This is a genomic window from Allokutzneria albata (assembly GCF_900103775.1).
GTDB classification, from domain to species: Bacteria; Actinomycetota; Actinomycetes; order Mycobacteriales; family Pseudonocardiaceae; genus Allokutzneria; species Allokutzneria albata.
The window spans coordinates 5,246,294-5,261,946 of sequence record NZ_LT629701.1 but is presented as its reverse complement, the minus strand read 5'-3'; the positions used below and the strand labels follow the sequence as shown (position 1 = coordinate 5,261,946).

Here is a 15,653-nt window from a genome sequence, read left to right as displayed (position 1 = left end):
CACGGGAACCCGGAAGGCGCCTCGTAGAGTTGGACATATCGGGACGCGTGTCCGCGTCGTCGAACCGTCGCGCTCGCGTGCTCCCGTCGCCTGAGGAAACCTCTCCTAGGAGCGTGCCCCGTGGCCATGCGGCCCCCGGTCGGAATACCGAAGCTGTCCAAGCGCAGCCGGATCCTGCTCATCATCGGCGCGGTGCTGTTGGCAGTGATCGTGGCCGCCTCCCGCCTGCTCGGCACCTACGTGAACTGGTTGTGGTTCGGCGAGGTGGGCTACCGCTCGGTGTTCAACACCGTGCTGTTCACCCAGATCGGCCTGTTCGTCGTGATGGGTCTGGTGGTCGCGGGTCTGCTGATGCTGAACCTGACCATCGCCTACCGGGCCCGGCCGGTCTTCGTCCCGGTCAGCGGACCGGACGACCCGGTGTCCAAGTACCGCTCGGCGATCATCCAGCGGCTGCGGCTCGTCGGCTTCGCGATCCCCGTGGTGGCGTTCATCGCCGCGGGCATCGCGGCTTCCGGTGACTGGGAGATCGTGCAGAAGTTCCTCAACGGGGAGCGCTTCGGCATCACCGACCCGGAGTTCGGCATCGACATCGGCTTCTACGCCTTCGGCCTGCCGTTCTACACCTGGCTGATCTCCTGGGGCTTCGTGATCATCGCGGCCTCCTTCGTCGGCGCGCTGGTCACCCACTACATCTTCGGCGGCATCCGGCTCGCCGGTCGCGGCGGTCAGCTCTCCGCGCCCGCGCGCATCCAGCTCGCCGTGCTCGCAGGCCTGTTCGTGCTGCTGTACGCGGCCTCGTACTTCTTCGACCGCTACGAGCTGCTGTACTCCAACCGCAACTCGAACTTCTTCGGTGCGACCTACACCGACCTGCACGCGGTGCTCCCGGCGAAGCTCATCCTCTCCATCATCGCGATCTTCTGCGGTGTGGCCTTCTTCGCCGCGGCCTTCCTGCGCGACCTGAAGATCCCGGCCATCGCCACCGTGCTGCTGGTGCTCTCCAGCCTGCTCGTCGGCGCGGCGTGGCCCGCGCTGCTGGAGCAGTTCTCCGTGCGCCCCAACGCGATCCAGAAGGAAGCGCAGTCCATCGAGCGGGCGATCGGGGCCACGCGGGACGCATACGGGCTGACCCCCGACAAGGTGACCTTCACCGAGTACCCGGGCCGCTCCGAGTCCACCCCGCAGGAGATCCGCAGCAACCCCAACAACCAGGGCACGATCTCCAACGTGCGGCTGCTCGACCCGAACGTGCTCGCCCGCACCTTCACGCAGCAGCAGCAGCGGAAGAACTTCTACGGCTTCGGCGACAAGCTCGACGTCGACCGCTACAAGGTCAACGGCCAGCTGCGCGACTACATCGTCGCCGTGCGCGAGATCGACCCGAAGAACCTCGCCGAGAACCAGCAGAACTGGATCAACCGGCACCTGGTGTACACGCACGGCAACGGTTTCGTCGCCGCGCCCGCCAACACCGTGAACTCCGCGCTGCAGGACACCAGCGGCCAGGGCGGCTACCCCGTCTACACCGTCAGCGACACCAGCGGACAGGGTGACATCAAGGTCCAGCAGCCGCGGATCTACTACGGCGAGCTGGCCACCGACTACGCCATCGTCGGCGGCCAGGACAACGGCAAGGACCGCGAGTACGACACCGACACGGCCGCCTACCGCTACACCGGCGCCGGTGGTGTCTCGCTCGGGAACCTGTTCAACCGCCTGGTGTTCTCCGCCGCCTACGGTGAGCGCAACATCCTGTTCTCCGGCTCCATCGGCGATGAGTCGAAGATCCTCTACCACCGGGACCCCAAGACCCGGGTGAAGATGACCGCGCCGTGGCTGACGCTGGACAGCGACCCGTACCCCGCCGTGATCGACGGCAGGGTCAAGTGGATCGTCGACGGCTACACGACGCTGGAGAACTACCCCTACGCGCACCGGACGCAGCTGAGCCAGGCGACCCAGACCTCGCAGGGGGTCCGCCAGCCCGCGCAGCTGTTCAGCTACATCCGCAACTCGGTCAAGGCCACCGTCGACGCCTACGACGGCTCGGTGTCGCTCTACGCGATCGACGAGAAGGACCCGGTGCTCAAGACCTGGATGAAGGTCTTCCCCGGCACCGTGAAGCCCTCCTCCGAGATCTCGATGTCGCTGCGGGAGCACTTCCGCTACCCGGAGGACCTGTTCAAGGTCCAGCGCGAGCTGCTGGCCAAGTACCACGTGAACCGGCCGGACGTCTTCTACTCGCAGAACGAGTTCTGGGACGTCCCGGACGACCCGACCGACGAGCAGCAGCCCAACGTCCAGCAGCAGCCCCAGCAACAGCAGCCCGGGGCGCCCGCCCAGCAGACGACGCAGGGCGGCAAGCTCCCGCCGTACTACGTGATCGCCCAGGCACCCGGCCAGGACAAGCCGACCTTCCAGCTGACGAGCGCGCTCACCGGTCTGCGCCGGGAGTTCCTCTCCGCATGGGTCTCGGCCTCCTCCGACCCGGCCGACTACGGGAAGATGACGGTCCTCCAACTGCCCACGACCACCCAGACCATGGGCCCGGGGCAGATGCAGAACCAGTTCTTCTCGGCCTCCAAGGTCACCGAGGCCCGGACGCTGTTCCAGAACCCGCAGGCCACCGCGGTCAACGGCAACCTGCTGACGCTGCCGGTCGCGGGCGGACTCCTCTACGTGGAGCCCATCTACATCCAGCGCAAGGACAACAACGCCTTCCCGCAGCTGGCCAGGGTGCTGGTCGGCTTCGGCGGCAAGGTCGGGTTCTCCGAGACGCTGGCCGGCGCGCTCGAGGAGGTCTTCGGCAGGGGCGCCGGCGAGGGCACCACGCCGCCCAACCCCGGCACCCCGCCGCCCGGCGAGAACCCGGGTGGCACCACGCCGCCCAACCCCGGCGGCCAGCAGATCAGCGCGGAGCAGGCCAAGGCGATCCAGGACATCGCCGCCGCCATCAACCGGCTCCGCACGGCCACCCAGGCAGGTGACTTCGCCGCGATCGGCCAGGCCCAGAAGGACCTGGAAGACGCGACCAAGCGCTTCAACCAGAAGTAGTGGTCCGGCCGGTGGCGTCACCCGATTTGCATTCGGAGGACGCCACCGGCTAGGGTTAACACAACAACGCGGGGTGGAGCAGTTCGGTAGCTCGCTGGGCTCATAATCCAGAGGTCGCAGGTTCAAATCCTGTCCCCGCTACCAATTCGACAATCCCTATCTGCGGAAAGCGCAGATAGGGATTGTTCGCATTTGCGCCACGGGGGGCCGAGCCCCCCCGGAACCCCCACGGTGCTGGCTCCGGAGGAGACAGCGTGGTTCCCACAGCGCTCGACCAGCCCAGGCGCGTCCGCTTCGCGCACGCAGGGCCCTTGGCCTTCGGCCGTTGGGCCGTGGGGGCCGGTTCCAGCGTTTGGTGCGGTGATACCGACGCAACCAGCTACGACGCGGTGAAACCTGATCTGAAGCGACCCCGTTTTGCATGTGGGGGGCGGAGTAGGATAAGGTTGTCTCAGACGACGCGGGGTGGAGCAGTTCGGTAGCTCGCTGGGCTCATAATCCAGAGGTCGCAGGTTCAAATCCTGTCCCCGCTACCACTCTGAAGATCCCCCGGCCATCGGCCGGGGGATCTTTTGCTTGCGGTGCTACTTCAGGTCCCGTACCCAGGCGTGGGCGCAGGCGGGGGAGCAGACGCGGCCCTCGCCGGAGATCGCCGTGGAGCGCTTGAGCGACTTCCCGCAGACCATGCACTTGTCCATCGACTCGGGCTTCTTCGTGAGCTGGGCCGGGACGAGTGACCTCGCCCGCTGCTTGACGCCCTCCTTGACCTTGCTCGTGACCTGCTCTCGCTTCTCGACCAACTTCGTCCGGAACCAACTACGGTGCACGGTCGACCTCCCTGCTTCCCTGGTCGATCGGAGGGGCGCGCACGCCTCCAGGCGAGCCCCAATGCGGCCGATCTTCGGGCCTGGGACGGCGGGCTCGATAGCCCGACGGGGGTAAGTCCACCGGGTTGGAGCGCGAAAACCCACGTAACGGTCAGTGCCGGTCGCAGAGAGTAAACAGCTGCCCGCCTGCCCCAGGCGCGCTAGGTTGCGGAGCGTGACTCCCGAGACTGTGGTGGGGCTGCTGGCCGGCCCCGAGAGGCTGCGCGTCGTCGCCGCGCTCGTGCTGGGCGCGACCTCGATCACCGAACTGGCCGAGGCGACCGGACTGGACGCCAAAGCCGTCGGCAAAGCCCTCCGGAAGCTGGAGGACGGCGGCCTGGTCGAACCGGGATACCGGCTGCGCACCGAGGCGCTGACCGAACTGGCGAAAGCGGCGGCGCCCGAGGACCGGGCCGACGACCACGGCTACGGCGACTCCGACCCCAAGACGGAGGCGCTGCTGCGCACCTTCGTCAAGGACGGGCGGCTCGTCGGGATGCCCGCCCAGCGCGGGCGGCGGCGCGTGCTGCTGGAGCACCTGGTGCAGTCCTTCGAGCCGGGCGTGCGCTACCCGGAGAAGGACGTGAACGTCATCGTGCGCGCGTGGTGCGAGGGCGGCACGGCCGACTACGTCTCCGTGCGGCGGTACCTCATCGACGAGGGCCTGCTGACCAGGGGCGAGAGGGAGTACTGGCGCTCGGGCGGCTGGCTGGACGTGCTGCCGCAGCCCTAGGACGGGTCCGAGCCGCGCACGGCGGCCCACCACAGCGCGATCGCGGCGGTGATGAGCGTGGCACCGAGCCAGACCGGGAAGCCACCGGCGTCCAGGTACGCCCAGAACAGGCCGACCAGCGGCGCGGGCATGATGAGCGCCGCGTCCGCGCGGAACTGGCGCAGCGCGCTGCTGGACGCCGCTGTGCGCTCCGCGATGTCCTCGTCGGGGCGAACCGGGTTGTCGGTGCGACGGCCCTGGGGCTCGGTGCGAGCCGTGGCGCCGGAGGAGTACAGCACCGTGCCCTGGTAGTCGACGGCGAGCAGACGATCGGTGCGCGGGTCGCCGTGCACGGAGACCTCGACCGGCGCGGGCATGCCGACCAGCGCGGGGTCGTAGTACACGGGAATCCACCGCTGCGGGCCGGACTCCGTCTCCAGCCAGGAGCGGGCGATCAGTCCTTTTTGGACACGAACGCGACGGACCACGACCTTGCGGGTGGGCCGCCTGGTGAGGCGTGCGCGGGTGATGGTCAGGCCGAGGAGCATCGCCAGCACGGCGAACGCGATGACAGCACTGAAGGACAGGCCGCTCGCCGCGCGGTCGAGTTCGGCGAGCAGGGCGGCTCCGGGAATCGCCGCGTGCTGCGGATTCCCGGGCTCGTAGGCGACCTCGGCCCGCATGCCCGCGGGCGGGGGCGTCACGGCCAGCTCCACCGGCGCGGTGACCTGCGTGCCGTTGGGCAGCGTCCAGCGCACGTCGACCACGTAGTCCCGCACCGCGGTGATCTCGCCGACAGCGCGGGCGCTGAGGCTGGTCATCCGCGACTGCGCCGAGTTGTACGACAGCAGCGACACCGTGGCGATGGCGCCGCACACCAACAACACCAGCACGGTGGTCACCAGGCCGTGCCGGAAGGCGCGGACGCGGAACGGCGACGGGTTCGTGTTCACCGGAAATCCTGACTGTGAAGCGGAAAAAGGGCCCGCGAGCAGATCTCGCGGGCCCTTCCCGAAATGCCGAGTTACTTGATGAAGCCGATCTTCTCGTACTCGTAGTCGGCGAAGCCGAACGCGCCGAAGTTGGCGATGGTGGACTTGATGCCGATGGCGTTGGGGCGCTGGTAGAGCAGCAGCGAGTGGCCGGTCTTCCAGATCTCCTCGTCCGCCTTGTTCGCCAGCTCGGCGCGCTTGGCGTCGTCCAGCTCGGCGTTGGCGTCGGTCATCAGCTTGTTGATCGTCTCGTTGCCGATGCGACCGTAGTTCTGGTTCACCGCGTTCGGGTCGTAGCGGTAGATCGAGCCCTTGGAGCTGGCCGGGGTCGGCGTGCCGATCCAGGCGAAGTGCGTGATGTCGAAGTTGCTCTTGTTCACGTACTCCTTGAAGAACAGCTCGGACGGCACGGTCTGGATGTCCACCTTGACGCCGATCGCGGCGAGCATCTGCTGCACCTGCTTGGCCTCGTTGGCGCTGGTCTCGACGGCGGTGGGGATCACGTCGCGGATGACGAGCTCCTTGCCGTCCTTCTTGCGGGTCGGGCCCTCGAGCTTCCAGCCGAGCTCGTCGAGCTCCTTGACCGCCTGGTCCTTGTTGAACGCCACCAGCTGGGCCTGGTCCTTGTAGTCCTTCAGGCCCTCGACGTAGATGTGGTTGTTCAGCGGCTTGGCGTCCGGGATGATCGCGCCGACCTGCGACTTGGCGATCGTGGTCCGGTCGATGGCCTTCTGGATCGCCAAGCGCAGCTTCGGGTCCTCCAGGATGGAGCCCTTGGCGCCGTTGAAGGTGATGTGCCGGAAGTCGGGCGCCAGTGCCTTGCGGACGACCGCCCCCTGCACCGGCACCACCTGCTGGAAGGTGCTCACGCTCGGGCCGATGTCGATGAAGTCGATGTCACCGGCGGCGAAGGCCTGGGCCTGCGAGTCGACGCTGATCTGGCGGTAGATGATCTTCGCCAGCTTCGGCTTCTCACCCCACCACTTGTCGTTGGGCACCAGCGTCAGGATCTTGGCGCCGCGGTCGATCGAGTCGAACTTGAACGGACCCGCGCTGTTGATCGGCTTCTCTTTCCAGCCGTCGTTGAACACCTTCGGGTCGTTGTTCGTCGACGCCGGGTAGAGCATCGCGAACAGGGTGCGCCAGTCACCGAACTTCTTCTTCATGGTGACCTTGACATCCTGGTCGGTCGCGCCCTTCTCGACCTTCTCGATGTCCTCGTAACCGGTGGTGCTGGAGACCACGAACGCCTTGTTCGAGCCGTTGCGCGACTTGAACTGCGCGTCGAAGTCCTTCCACGACAGCTGGGTGCCGTCCTGCCAGACCGCTTTCGGGTTCAGCTTGTACTCGATGATCTGCGGATCGGTCGAGGTCAGCTTCGCCGACTCCACGTAGTCCTTGTTCTCCGACAGCACGCCCTGGGCGTCCGCCTTGAACATGGACGGGATCAACGCCTCCATGATGCGAGCGCTGTCGGCCAGGGTGCCGTTGAGGTGGCCGTAGTTGAACTGGGTGGAGAGCTCGCTGACCGGCCAGCGGAACTCACCGCCGTCCTTCAGCTCGCTCGCGGGCTTCACGTTGATGTCGTTGGCGTTGACCTTGCCCTGAAGGTTGTTCGCCGGGTTGCTGCCGCCGCCACCGCACGCCGAGAGCACGAGTGCTCCGGCCGTCAGAGCGGCGAACAGCAACGCTGGTTGCCGTCGCCCTAGCATTTCGCCAGTCCTCCACTGCTTACCTAGTCGCCCGCGTCGTTCACCGGGTCGTCGATCAGGTGGACACTACGTCGAACTTTTTCAACTCGCCCAGCACGGACGCATAACACCACATCCGCACTTGTTCAGTTGGGTGTTACACGACCTCGCGGACCTCGGCGTAGTGGCACGCCACCTCGTGGTCGTCGCCCCGCCGCAGTCGCGGAGGGTGCTCGTCCAGACACGCCTGCTGCTTGTCCTCCGGCAGCGCGGCGAACTTGAAGCAGCGCGTCCGGAACCGGCAGCCGCTCGGCGGGTTGGCCGGGCTGGGCAGGTCACCGGTGAGGATGATGCGCTCGCGCTGCCGTTCCTTGATCGGGTCGGGGATCGGGATCGCCGACAGCAGCGCCTGCGTGTACGGGTGCTCCGGCCTGCCGAAGACCGTGTCCACGTCGCCGATCTCGACGATCTTGCCGAGGTACATGACCGCGACCCGGTCGGCGATGTGCCGCACCACCGACAGGTCGTGCGCGACGAACAGGTAGGACAGGCCCAGCTTGGCCTTCAGCTCGTCGAGCAGGTTGATCACGCCGGCCTGGATGGACACGTCCAGCGCGGAGACCGGCTCGTCCAGCACGATCAGCTTGGGCTGCAGGGCCAGCGCGCGGGCGATGCCGATGCGCTGCCGCTGACCGCCGGAGAACTCCGCCGGGTAGCGCGCGGCGTGCTCGGCCCGCAGTCCGACCAGGCTGAGCAGTTCCGGCACCCGCTTCTGGATCTCGGCCTTGGCGAACCCGTGCACCAGCATCGGCTCGGCCAGGATGTCGCTGATCGGCATCCTCGGGTCCAGCGAGGCCATCGGGTCCTGGAACACGACCTGCATGTCCCGCCGGATGGCCTTCTTGTCCTTGGCCGGGATGTTGCCGACGTCGCGGCCCAGCACCGAGATGCTGCCCTGCGTGGGCTTCTCCAGACCGAGGATCTCCATCAGCGTCGTGGTCTTGCCGCAGCCGGACTCACCGACCAGGCCCAGCGTCTCGCCCTCGCGGATGTCGAAGCTGATGCCGTCCACCGCGTGCACGGTGCCGACCTTGCGGCGCATCACCACGCCCTTGGTCACGGCGAACTGCTTGACCACCTGGTCGACCGAGAGCACGACCTCGCGCTGCTCGCGGGGGATCGCCGCCAGCGTGGGCGGCTCCACCACCTCGGCCCCGAAGACCTCGGCCGGGTCGGCGTCGATCGCGGAGATCTCCGAGCTGCGGATGCACGCGGCGCGGTGCGGCTCCGCCGAATGCGCTCCGCTGTCCACAATGGACAACGGCGGCTCGGCCTCGTCGCAGGCGGCGACGTGCATGGGGCAGCGCGGGCCGAACGGGCAGCCCGGCGGCAGCGCGACCAGTGACGGCGGCTGGCCGACGATGGGCACCAGCGGCTGCTTCTCCTCGGCGTCCAGGCGCGGGATCGAGCCGAGCAGACCCAGCGTGTACGGCATGCGGGGAGCGGAGTAGATCTCCTCCACCACACCGGACTCCACCGCGCGGCCGGCGTACATCACCAGCAGCTTGTCGGCGAAGCCCGCGACCACGCCGAGGTCGTGGGTGATGATCACGATGCCCGCGCCGGTGACCTCCTGCGCGGTCTTGAGCACCTCGAGGACCTGCGCCTGCACCGTCACGTCCAGCGCCGTCGTCGGCTCGTCCGCGATGATCAGGTCGGGGTCGTTGGCGATGCCCATGGCGATCATCGCGCGCTGGCGCATACCGCCGGAGAACTCGTGCGGGAACGCCTTGGCGCGCTGCGCGGCGTTGGGGATGCCCACCAGGTCGAGCAGTTCCACGGCGCGCTTGGCCGCGGCCTGCTTGGTGACCTTTCCCTTGCCGTGCACCAGGATCGTCTCCGCGATCTGGTCGCCGACGGTGTAGACCGGGGTCAGCGCGGAGAGCGGGTCCTGGAAGATCATCGCGATCTTCTTGCCGCGGATCCTGGACAGCTCCCGGTCCGAGCGGCCGAGCAGCTCGGCGCCCTGGAATCGGATCGAGCCGGTGATCTTCGCCTGCTGCGGCAGCAGGCCCATCACCGCGAGCGAGGACACCGACTTGCCCGAACCGGACTCGCCGACGATGCCCAGCACCTCGCCGGGGTTGATCTGGTAGCTCAGACCGCGCACCGCCCGGACCCTGCCGTCCTCGCTGGGGAACGACACGTCCAGGTCCGAGACCTCCAGCAGTGGGCCGGAGGGCGTGGAGGTGCTCTCGTCGAACTGGATCTCAGCAGTGGTCATCGGTCGTCGTCCTCACGCTTGCCCGCGGGCGCCTGCTCCGCGGCGGCGGGCTGCTCCTGGGCCTCGTCCCCGCGGTCGCGCCGCTTCTTCTCCTTGGCCCTGCTCTTCTGCGAGCTCGGGTCCAGCGCGTCGCGCAGACCGTCACCGACGAAGTTCACCGCGAGCACGGCGAGCACGAGCAGGCCACCGGAGAAGGCGAACAGCCAGGGGAAGGTCAGCGACGCGCGCGTGCCGTCGCGGATCAGCGTGCCGAGCGAGACGTCCGGCGGCTGCACGCCGAGGCCGAAGAAGCTCAGGCCCGTCTCGGCGAGCACCGCGCTGCCGACGTTGATGGTGCCGTCGATGATCAGCAGCGATGCCATGTTCGGCAGGATGTGCTTGCTGATGATCTTCCACGGCTTCTCGCCCATGAACCTGGCGGCCTTGACGAACTCCCGCTCCCGCAGGGTCAGCGTCATACCGCGCACGATCCGCGCGGTGATCATCCAGTTGAACGCCGCGAGCAGCAGCACGAACCAGAGCCAGTTCTCCCCGCGCAGCGACGGGCTGATGATCGCGATGATCAGGAACGACGGCAGCACCAGCAGCAGGTCGACGATCCACATCAGCGTGCGGTCGGACCACTTGCCGAAGTAGCCGGCGGTGGAGCCGACGACGGCGGCGACGAAGGTGGAGATCAGCGCCACCAGCAGACCGATGGTCAGCGACTTCTGCAGACCGTGCATGGTCTGGGTGAAGACGTCCTCGCCGATCTGCGTCGTGCCGAACCAGTGGCTCGGGCTCGGCGGCTGAAGGAAGGCGCTGTAGTCCTGGTACTTGTAGTCGTACGGGGAGAACAGCGGGGAGATGAACGCGACGGCGTACAGCAGCAGGATCGCGATCAACCCGCTGACGGCGAGCTTGTTGCGCAGGAACCTGCGCACGATCAGCGCGCCGCGGCCGGTGGCCTTGCTCGGCTTCACCGCCGCGTCGACGGGACTCCCGGTCGCGGCACCGGTGGTGCCCGTGGAGTCGCCCTCGTTGAGGTTGACGGTCATGGTTCTCCTCCTCCCCTAGATCCGGACGCGCGGATCGAGCGCGGCGTAGAGCACGTCGGACAGCCAGCCGGAGACCAGCACCAGCACGGCGGTGAACAGCGTGACCGTCGCGACGATGTTGGTGTCCTGCTCGTTGATCCCGGTCAGCAGCCAGTCGCCCATGCCGTACCAGGTGAACAGCCGCTCGGTGAACACACCGCCGGTGATCAGCAGGCCGAAGCCGAAGGCGAACAGCGTCGCCATCGGGATCAGCGCGGTGCGCAGCCCGTGCTTGAACAGCGCCTTGCCCCTGGACAGGCCCTTGGCCTGCGCCGTGCGCAGGAAGTCCGAGCCGAGCACGTCCAGCATCGCGCTGCGCTGGTAGCGGCTGTAGAAGGCGATCTGGCCGAGCGCGATGGTCAGCGTCGGCAGGATCAGGTGGTGCAGGCGGTCCAGCAGCATCGCCCACCAGCTGCCCTCGAAGCCCGGCGTGTACTCACCGGTGAACTTGAGCACCGTGACACCCGTCGCGTTGTTCAGCTGCAGGGCGCCGTACTTGAGCAGCGTGCCGAGCAGGAACACCGGGGTGGACAGGATTATGAAGGAGTACAGGGTCGCGAAGTAGTCGCTGAACTTGTACTGCCGGATCGCGCTGACCACGCCGAGCAGCACACCGAGGATCACACCGACCAGCGTGCCGAGCAGGAACAGTCTCAGGCTGATGCCCATACGGCGGCCGAGTTCCTCGGTGATCGGCGCGCCGACGATGGTCTCGCCGAAGTTCCCCTCGGTGACGACTCCGCTGAACCAGGTGAAAAATCGCTGGGGAATCGGCTGATCGAGGTGCAGACTCTTCTCCACCGCGGCGATGGCCGACGGCGGAGGTGGTGGGTTGAGCTCGCGCAGCTTCGTGATGGGGTCGAACGTCAGCGACGCGAGACTGAACGCGAGGAATGTCGCGACCAGGCACAGCACCACGTAGTTCACCAGCCGGCGCAGCAGGAATCCGATCACCTGCCATGTCCTTTCCCGGACGACGCACTCCCCGCGGTCCCCCTTGACCGCGCGGGAGTGTTTCGAGCCCTTGTCGAGCGGTGACGATAACGCGCACGTCCAGAGTGGTCAGAGCGCCGCTTCGGGCGACTGTCCGTGCTGACGCGTGCGTATTCAGTGACCTGAACCGGATCGACCTGCGGAACCGGGACGGGCCGTTATTGATACGTGATGGTTCATCGACTCCGCACTCGAGTCAGGGCGGTCAATACGGTGAATAACTGAACGTGAATCATGTAGCACATGCGCCCCCGGGCCACCTGTTCGCCGCCTTGATCACAGCGCGCGGTGGCCGGTGCCGCGGCCGTTCCGGGGCCGAACGGGTGATCAACGATCACGTTCGTCCCAGCGCCGTCCGCAGGCCCCTTCAAGCCACAGTGGACAGATGAGCAGACCACTGTGGACAGCGGGGGAAAGCCGTGGCACCGTTGACAAGGTGACTGAACTGAACGCAACTGCGGCGGCCCTGCTCGGCCTGCTGCACGACGGTCCGAAGACGGGCGGCCAGCTGGTCGCGTCCGCTGGGGAGCGCTTCGGTGCGTTCTTCAGCGTCACGCGCAGCCAGGTGTACCGCGAACTCCCCGCGCTCGCCGCGGCCGGGCTGCTCAAGCTCGGCAAGCAGGGCCCGCGCTCCAGCCAGCAGTACGTCATCACGCCCGCGGGCAAGAAGGCGTTCAAGACGTGGCTGTCCACCGAGCCCGGTCCCGACCACCTGCGCAGCCCGCTGATCCTGCGGCTGGTGCACGCCGGATCGCTCGGCGGCAAGCAGCGGGTGGCCATGGTCGACTCGGCGAAACAGGCGTACACCGCCAAGCTGGACGAGCTGAAGACGCAGGCCAAGTCCGCGGACGACCCGTTCGCCAAGGCGGCGGCGGACTTCGCGGTGGCCCACACCAAGGCCGTGCTCAAACTCCTCGACGCGGTTCCCACTTCCTGATCTTGTGACAGGAACGCGACGGGGCCGTCCGCGACGCGGGCGGCCCCTTCTCCTTGCGCCAGTCGCACACCGGCGCACGCGGCCCCGGCGAAGTCAGTACGATTTCCCGACGTGAACCCGGATGTCGCTGCAGACCTCAAGGACCTCTCCGCAACGCTCGCAGGCGTCGAGGCGGTGATGGACCTCGAGAAGCTGCGCGCGGACGTGGCCGAACTCGAGGAACAGGCCGGCCTGCCGGACCTCTGGGACGACCAGGAACGAGCCCAGCAGGTCACCAGTCAGCTCGCCTACAAGCAGTCCGACCTGCGCAAGGTCACCGAACTGCGCCAGCGCATCGAGGACCTGGAGGTCCTCTACGAGCTGGCCGAGGAGGAGGGCGACGACTCCTCCGTCGAGGAGGCCGACGCCGAGCGGGCCAAGCTCCGCGAGCAGATCTCCTCGCTGGAGGTCCGCACCCTGCTCTCCGGCGAGTACGACGAGCGCGAGGCGCTGGTGACCGTGCGCGCCGAGGCCGGCGGCGTCGACGCCGCCGACTTCGCCGAGATGCTGATGCGGATGTACCTGCGCTGGGCCGAGCGGCACGGCTACCCGACCGACGTCTACGACACCTCCTACGCCGAGGAGGCGGGCATCAAGTCCGCGACCTTCCGCGTCCGCAGCCCCTTCGCCTACGGCACCCTCTCGGTCGAGCAGGGCACCCACCGCCTGGTGCGGATCTCGCCCTTCGACAACCAGGGCCGTCGGCAGACCTCCTTCGCCGGCGTGGAGGTCGTGCCCGTCGTCGAGCAGTCCGACCACGTGGAGATCGACGAGAAGGACCTCCGGGTCGACGTCTACCGCTCCTCCGGTCCCGGCGGCCAGGGCGTGAACACCACCGACTCCGCGGTCCGGATCACCCACATCCCCACCGGCATCGTGGTGTCCTGCCAGAACGAGCGCTCGCAGCTGCAGAACAAGGCCACCGCCATGGGCGTGCTGCAGGCGAAGCTGCTGGAGCGCAAGCGCCAGGAGGAGCGGGCCAAGATGGACGCGCTCAAGGGCGACAGCGGCTCCAGCTGGGGCAACCAGATGCGCTCCTACGTGCTGCACCCGTACCAGATGGTCAAGGACCTGCGCACCGAGCACGAGGTCGGCAACCCCGGCAACGTGCTCGACGGCGAGATCGACGACTTCCTGGAGGCCGGCATCCGCTGGCGCCGCCAGTCCGCCGCCGAGGCGTCCTGACCCCCGCGCGCAAGCGCACACCCGCGCGGCCTCGTCCCCTCTGCCGGGGGACGCGGCCGCGCGGCCTCAAACGCGGCGTCACCAGCTGCGACACGCCGACTACCCGTTCGTCGGCTTGCGGGAAACACCCGTCACACAGCCGGTGGGTAAACTCGCGCCTCGTGATCCGGCTCGAACACGTGTCCAAGGTCTACAAGACCTCGACCCGACCCGCGCTCGACGATGTCTCGGTGAACGTGGACAAGGGCGAGTTCGTGTTCCTCATCGGACCGTCAGGCTCCGGCAAGTCCACGTTCCTGCGGCTGCTGCTGCGCGAGGAGGTGCCCTCCAAGGGCACCCTGGTCGTCGCGGACTGGAACGTCGGGCGGCTCTCCCGGCGGCGGGTGCCGCGGCTGCGCCAGCGCATCGGCTGCGTCTTCCAGGACTTCCGCCTGCTGGCCAACAAGACGGTCGCCGAGAACGTCGCCTTCGCGCTGGAGGTGATCGGCAAGCCGAGGCACACCATCAAGAAGGTGGTGCCCGAGGTGCTGGAGCTGGTCGGCCTCGAGGGCAAGGCGGACCGGATGCCGCACGAGCTCTCCGGTGGTGAACAGCAGCGCGTCGCCATCGCGCGCGCCTTCGTCAACCGGCCTCTGCTGCTGCTGGCCGACGAGCCGACGGGAAACCTGGACCCCGACACCAGCCAGGACATCATGCTGCTGCTGGAGCGGATCAACCGCACCGGCACGACCGTGCTGATGGCCACGCACGACCACTCCATCGTCGACGCGATGCGCAGGCGGGTCGTCGAGCTGCACCTCGGCAAGGTCGTCCGCGACGACGCCAGGGGCGTGTACGGGGTCGGCCGCTGACCGGCCCGGCCCCCGCCAGCCCTCCCCACGCCAGCCACCACTAGGAGCACCACTCCCGATGCGCGCCAGTTTCGTGTTCAGCGAGGTCATCACCGGTCTACGCCGGAACATCACGATGACCATCGCGATGATCCTCACGACCGCGATCTCGCTCGGCCTGCTCGGCGGTGGTCTGCTCATCGTGCGGCTGATCGACAACACCGAGAAGCTGTACTACGACAAGGTCGAGGTCTCGGTCTTCCTCACCAACGACGTCAGCGCCTCCGACCTGACCTGCCAGCAGCAGATCTGTTCCGGGCTGCGGCAGTCGCTGGACAACAACGCGATCGTCGAGGACGTCGTCTTCCAGAACCGCGAGGAGGCCTACGCGCGGTTCAAGGAGATCTTCGCGGCGCAGCCGGAGCTGGTGAAGCTGACCCGCCCGGAGTCGCTGCCGGCCTCGTTCCGGGTCAAGCTCAAGGACCCGCAGCGCTTCGACGCGATCTCCAAGGAGTACACCGGCAAGGTCGGCGTGCTCCGGGTCGTGGACCAGGACGTCCTGCTGAACCAGCTCTTCGAGTTCTTCGGCAGCTTCCGCAACGCCACCTTCGCCGTCGCGCTGGTCCAGGCGCTGGCCGCACTGCTGCTGATCTCCAACACCATCCAGGTCTCCGCGTTCACCAGGCGGACCGAGGTGGGGATCATGCGGCTGGTCGGCGCGACCCGGTGGTACACCCAGCTGCCGTTCCTCATCGAGGCGGTGGTCGCCGGTCTCACCGGTGCGATCCTGGCGCTGACCGGCCTGTTCTTCGCCAAGGGCACGTTCATCGACGACGTGCTCAAGGCGCCGATCGAGGCCAACATCATCGCGCCGCTCGGCTACGCCGACGTCTTCCAGGTCTCGCTGCTGCTGTTCCCGATCGGCGCGATCATCTCGGCGATCACCGGCTACGTCACGCTGCGCCTGTACGTGCGCCTGTAATCGCTTCCA

General features: G+C 67.7%; 12 protein-coding genes and 2 tRNA genes. 8 read left to right on the top strand and 6 right to left on the bottom strand.

All coding sequences use genetic code 11. The features are described 5' to 3' along the window. Positions 1-126: 126 nt before the first annotated feature. From BLT28_RS23445 to BLT28_RS23435, 3 genes are all read left to right on the top strand, one after another. Positions 127-3,057, top strand: coding sequence for a UPF0182 family protein (locus tag BLT28_RS23445; protein WP_081900052.1), 2,931 nt, complete (start codon positions 127-129; stop codon positions 3,055-3,057). Positions 3,058-3,124: 67 nt separating this feature from the next. Continuing rightward, positions 3,125-3,201: transfer RNA gene (locus tag BLT28_RS23440), tRNA-Met, on the top strand. 315 nt (positions 3,202-3,516) lie between these two features. Further along, positions 3,517-3,593 (top strand) — tRNA-Met (locus tag BLT28_RS23435). A 48-nt stretch (positions 3,594-3,641) separates the two neighbouring features. On the opposite strand, the gene BLT28_RS23430 is transcribed toward BLT28_RS23435, so the two are convergent. After that, positions 3,642-3,884 carry a hypothetical protein gene (locus tag BLT28_RS23430; protein WP_081900053.1) on the bottom strand — a complete coding sequence of 81 codons (243 nt, stop codon included), beginning with the start codon at positions 3,882-3,884 and terminating at the stop codon, positions 3,642-3,644. A gap of 214 nt (positions 3,885-4,098) precedes the next feature. On the opposite strand from BLT28_RS23430, the gene BLT28_RS23425 reads away from it, so the two are divergent. Then, a complete protein-coding gene (locus BLT28_RS23425) occupies positions 4,099-4,656 on the top strand; it encodes a DUF2087 domain-containing protein (protein ID WP_030427767.1) in 558 nt (185 codons plus the stop codon). Here the strand turns inward: BLT28_RS23425 and BLT28_RS23420 are convergent. The 5 genes from BLT28_RS23420 to BLT28_RS23400 form a co-directional block, all read right to left on the bottom strand. Continuing rightward, the gene (locus BLT28_RS23420) at positions 4,653-5,588 is read right to left on the bottom strand and encodes a DUF3592 domain-containing protein (RefSeq protein ID WP_030427768.1); all 936 of its coding nucleotides are present in this window, start codon (positions 5,586-5,588) and stop codon (positions 4,653-4,655) included. The two genes, BLT28_RS23425 and BLT28_RS23420, sit on opposite strands and share 4 nt — an antisense overlap. A gap of 71 nt (positions 5,589-5,659) precedes the next feature. Then, positions 5,660-7,339 carry an ABC transporter family substrate-binding protein gene (locus BLT28_RS23415; protein ID WP_030427769.1) on the bottom strand — a complete coding sequence of 560 codons (1,680 nt, stop codon included), beginning with the start codon at positions 7,337-7,339 and terminating at the stop codon, positions 5,660-5,662. A 136-nt stretch (positions 7,340-7,475) separates the two neighbouring features. Then, positions 7,476-9,602, bottom strand: a complete 2,127-nt coding sequence (locus BLT28_RS23410; RefSeq protein WP_030427770.1) for a dipeptide ABC transporter ATP-binding protein — start codon at positions 9,600-9,602, stop codon at positions 7,476-7,478. Then, the gene (locus tag BLT28_RS23405) at positions 9,599-10,639 is read right to left on the bottom strand and encodes an ABC transporter permease (RefSeq protein ID WP_052406931.1); all 1,041 of its coding nucleotides are present in this window, start codon (positions 10,637-10,639) and stop codon (positions 9,599-9,601) included. Before BLT28_RS23405 ends, BLT28_RS23410 begins: the two co-directional genes overlap by 4 nt. Before the next feature lie 15 nt (positions 10,640-10,654). Next, the gene (locus BLT28_RS23400; protein ID WP_030427772.1) at positions 10,655-11,632 is read right to left on the bottom strand and encodes an ABC transporter permease; all 978 of its coding nucleotides are present in this window, start codon (positions 11,630-11,632) and stop codon (positions 10,655-10,657) included. Between the two features lie 475 nt (positions 11,633-12,107). Between BLT28_RS23400 and BLT28_RS23395 the strand changes: the two genes are divergently transcribed. The 4 genes from BLT28_RS23395 to ftsX all read left to right on the top strand — a co-directional run bounded on the left by BLT28_RS23395 (position 12,108) and on the right by ftsX (position 15,644). Continuing rightward, positions 12,108-12,608: a helix-turn-helix transcriptional regulator gene (locus tag BLT28_RS23395; RefSeq protein WP_030427773.1), complete on the top strand. Its 501-nt coding sequence runs from the start codon at positions 12,108-12,110 to the stop codon at positions 12,606-12,608. A 111-nt stretch (positions 12,609-12,719) separates the two neighbouring features. Beyond that, positions 12,720-13,832 carry a peptide chain release factor 2 gene (gene prfB / locus BLT28_RS23390; RefSeq protein WP_030427774.1) on the top strand — a complete coding sequence of 371 codons (1,113 nt, stop codon included), beginning with the start codon at positions 12,720-12,722 and terminating at the stop codon, positions 13,830-13,832. A 161-nt stretch (positions 13,833-13,993) separates the two neighbouring features. Beyond that, positions 13,994-14,683, top strand: coding sequence for a cell division ATP-binding protein FtsE (gene ftsE / locus BLT28_RS23385; RefSeq protein WP_030427775.1), 690 nt, complete (start codon positions 13,994-13,996; stop codon positions 14,681-14,683). A gap of 58 nt (positions 14,684-14,741) precedes the next feature. Next, on the top strand, positions 14,742-15,644 hold the full coding sequence (ftsX, locus tag BLT28_RS23380) for a permease-like cell division protein FtsX (RefSeq protein WP_030427776.1): 903 nt from the start codon (positions 14,742-14,744) through the stop codon (positions 15,642-15,644). Positions 15,645-15,653: the final 9 nt, after the last annotated feature.

What these genes read in the sequence shown, in the direction of transcription:
- BLT28_RS23445 (WP_081900052.1), top strand. Translation starts at nt 127, where the DNA reads ATGCGGCCCCCGGTCGGAATACCGAAGCTGTCCAAGCGCAGCCGGATC.
- BLT28_RS23415 (WP_030427769.1), bottom strand. Translation starts at nt 7,339, where the DNA reads ATGCTAGGGCGACGGCAACCAGCGTTGCTGTTCGCCGCTCTGACGGCC.
- BLT28_RS23410 (WP_030427770.1), bottom strand. Translation starts at nt 9,602, where the DNA reads ATGACCACTGCTGAGATCCAGTTCGACGAGAGCACCTCCACGCCCTCC.
- BLT28_RS23405 (WP_052406931.1), bottom strand. Translation starts at nt 10,639, where the DNA reads ATGACCGTCAACCTCAACGAGGGCGACTCCACGGGCACCACCGGTGCC.
- ftsX (WP_030427776.1), top strand. Translation starts at nt 14,742, where the DNA reads ATGCGCGCCAGTTTCGTGTTCAGCGAGGTCATCACCGGTCTACGCCGG.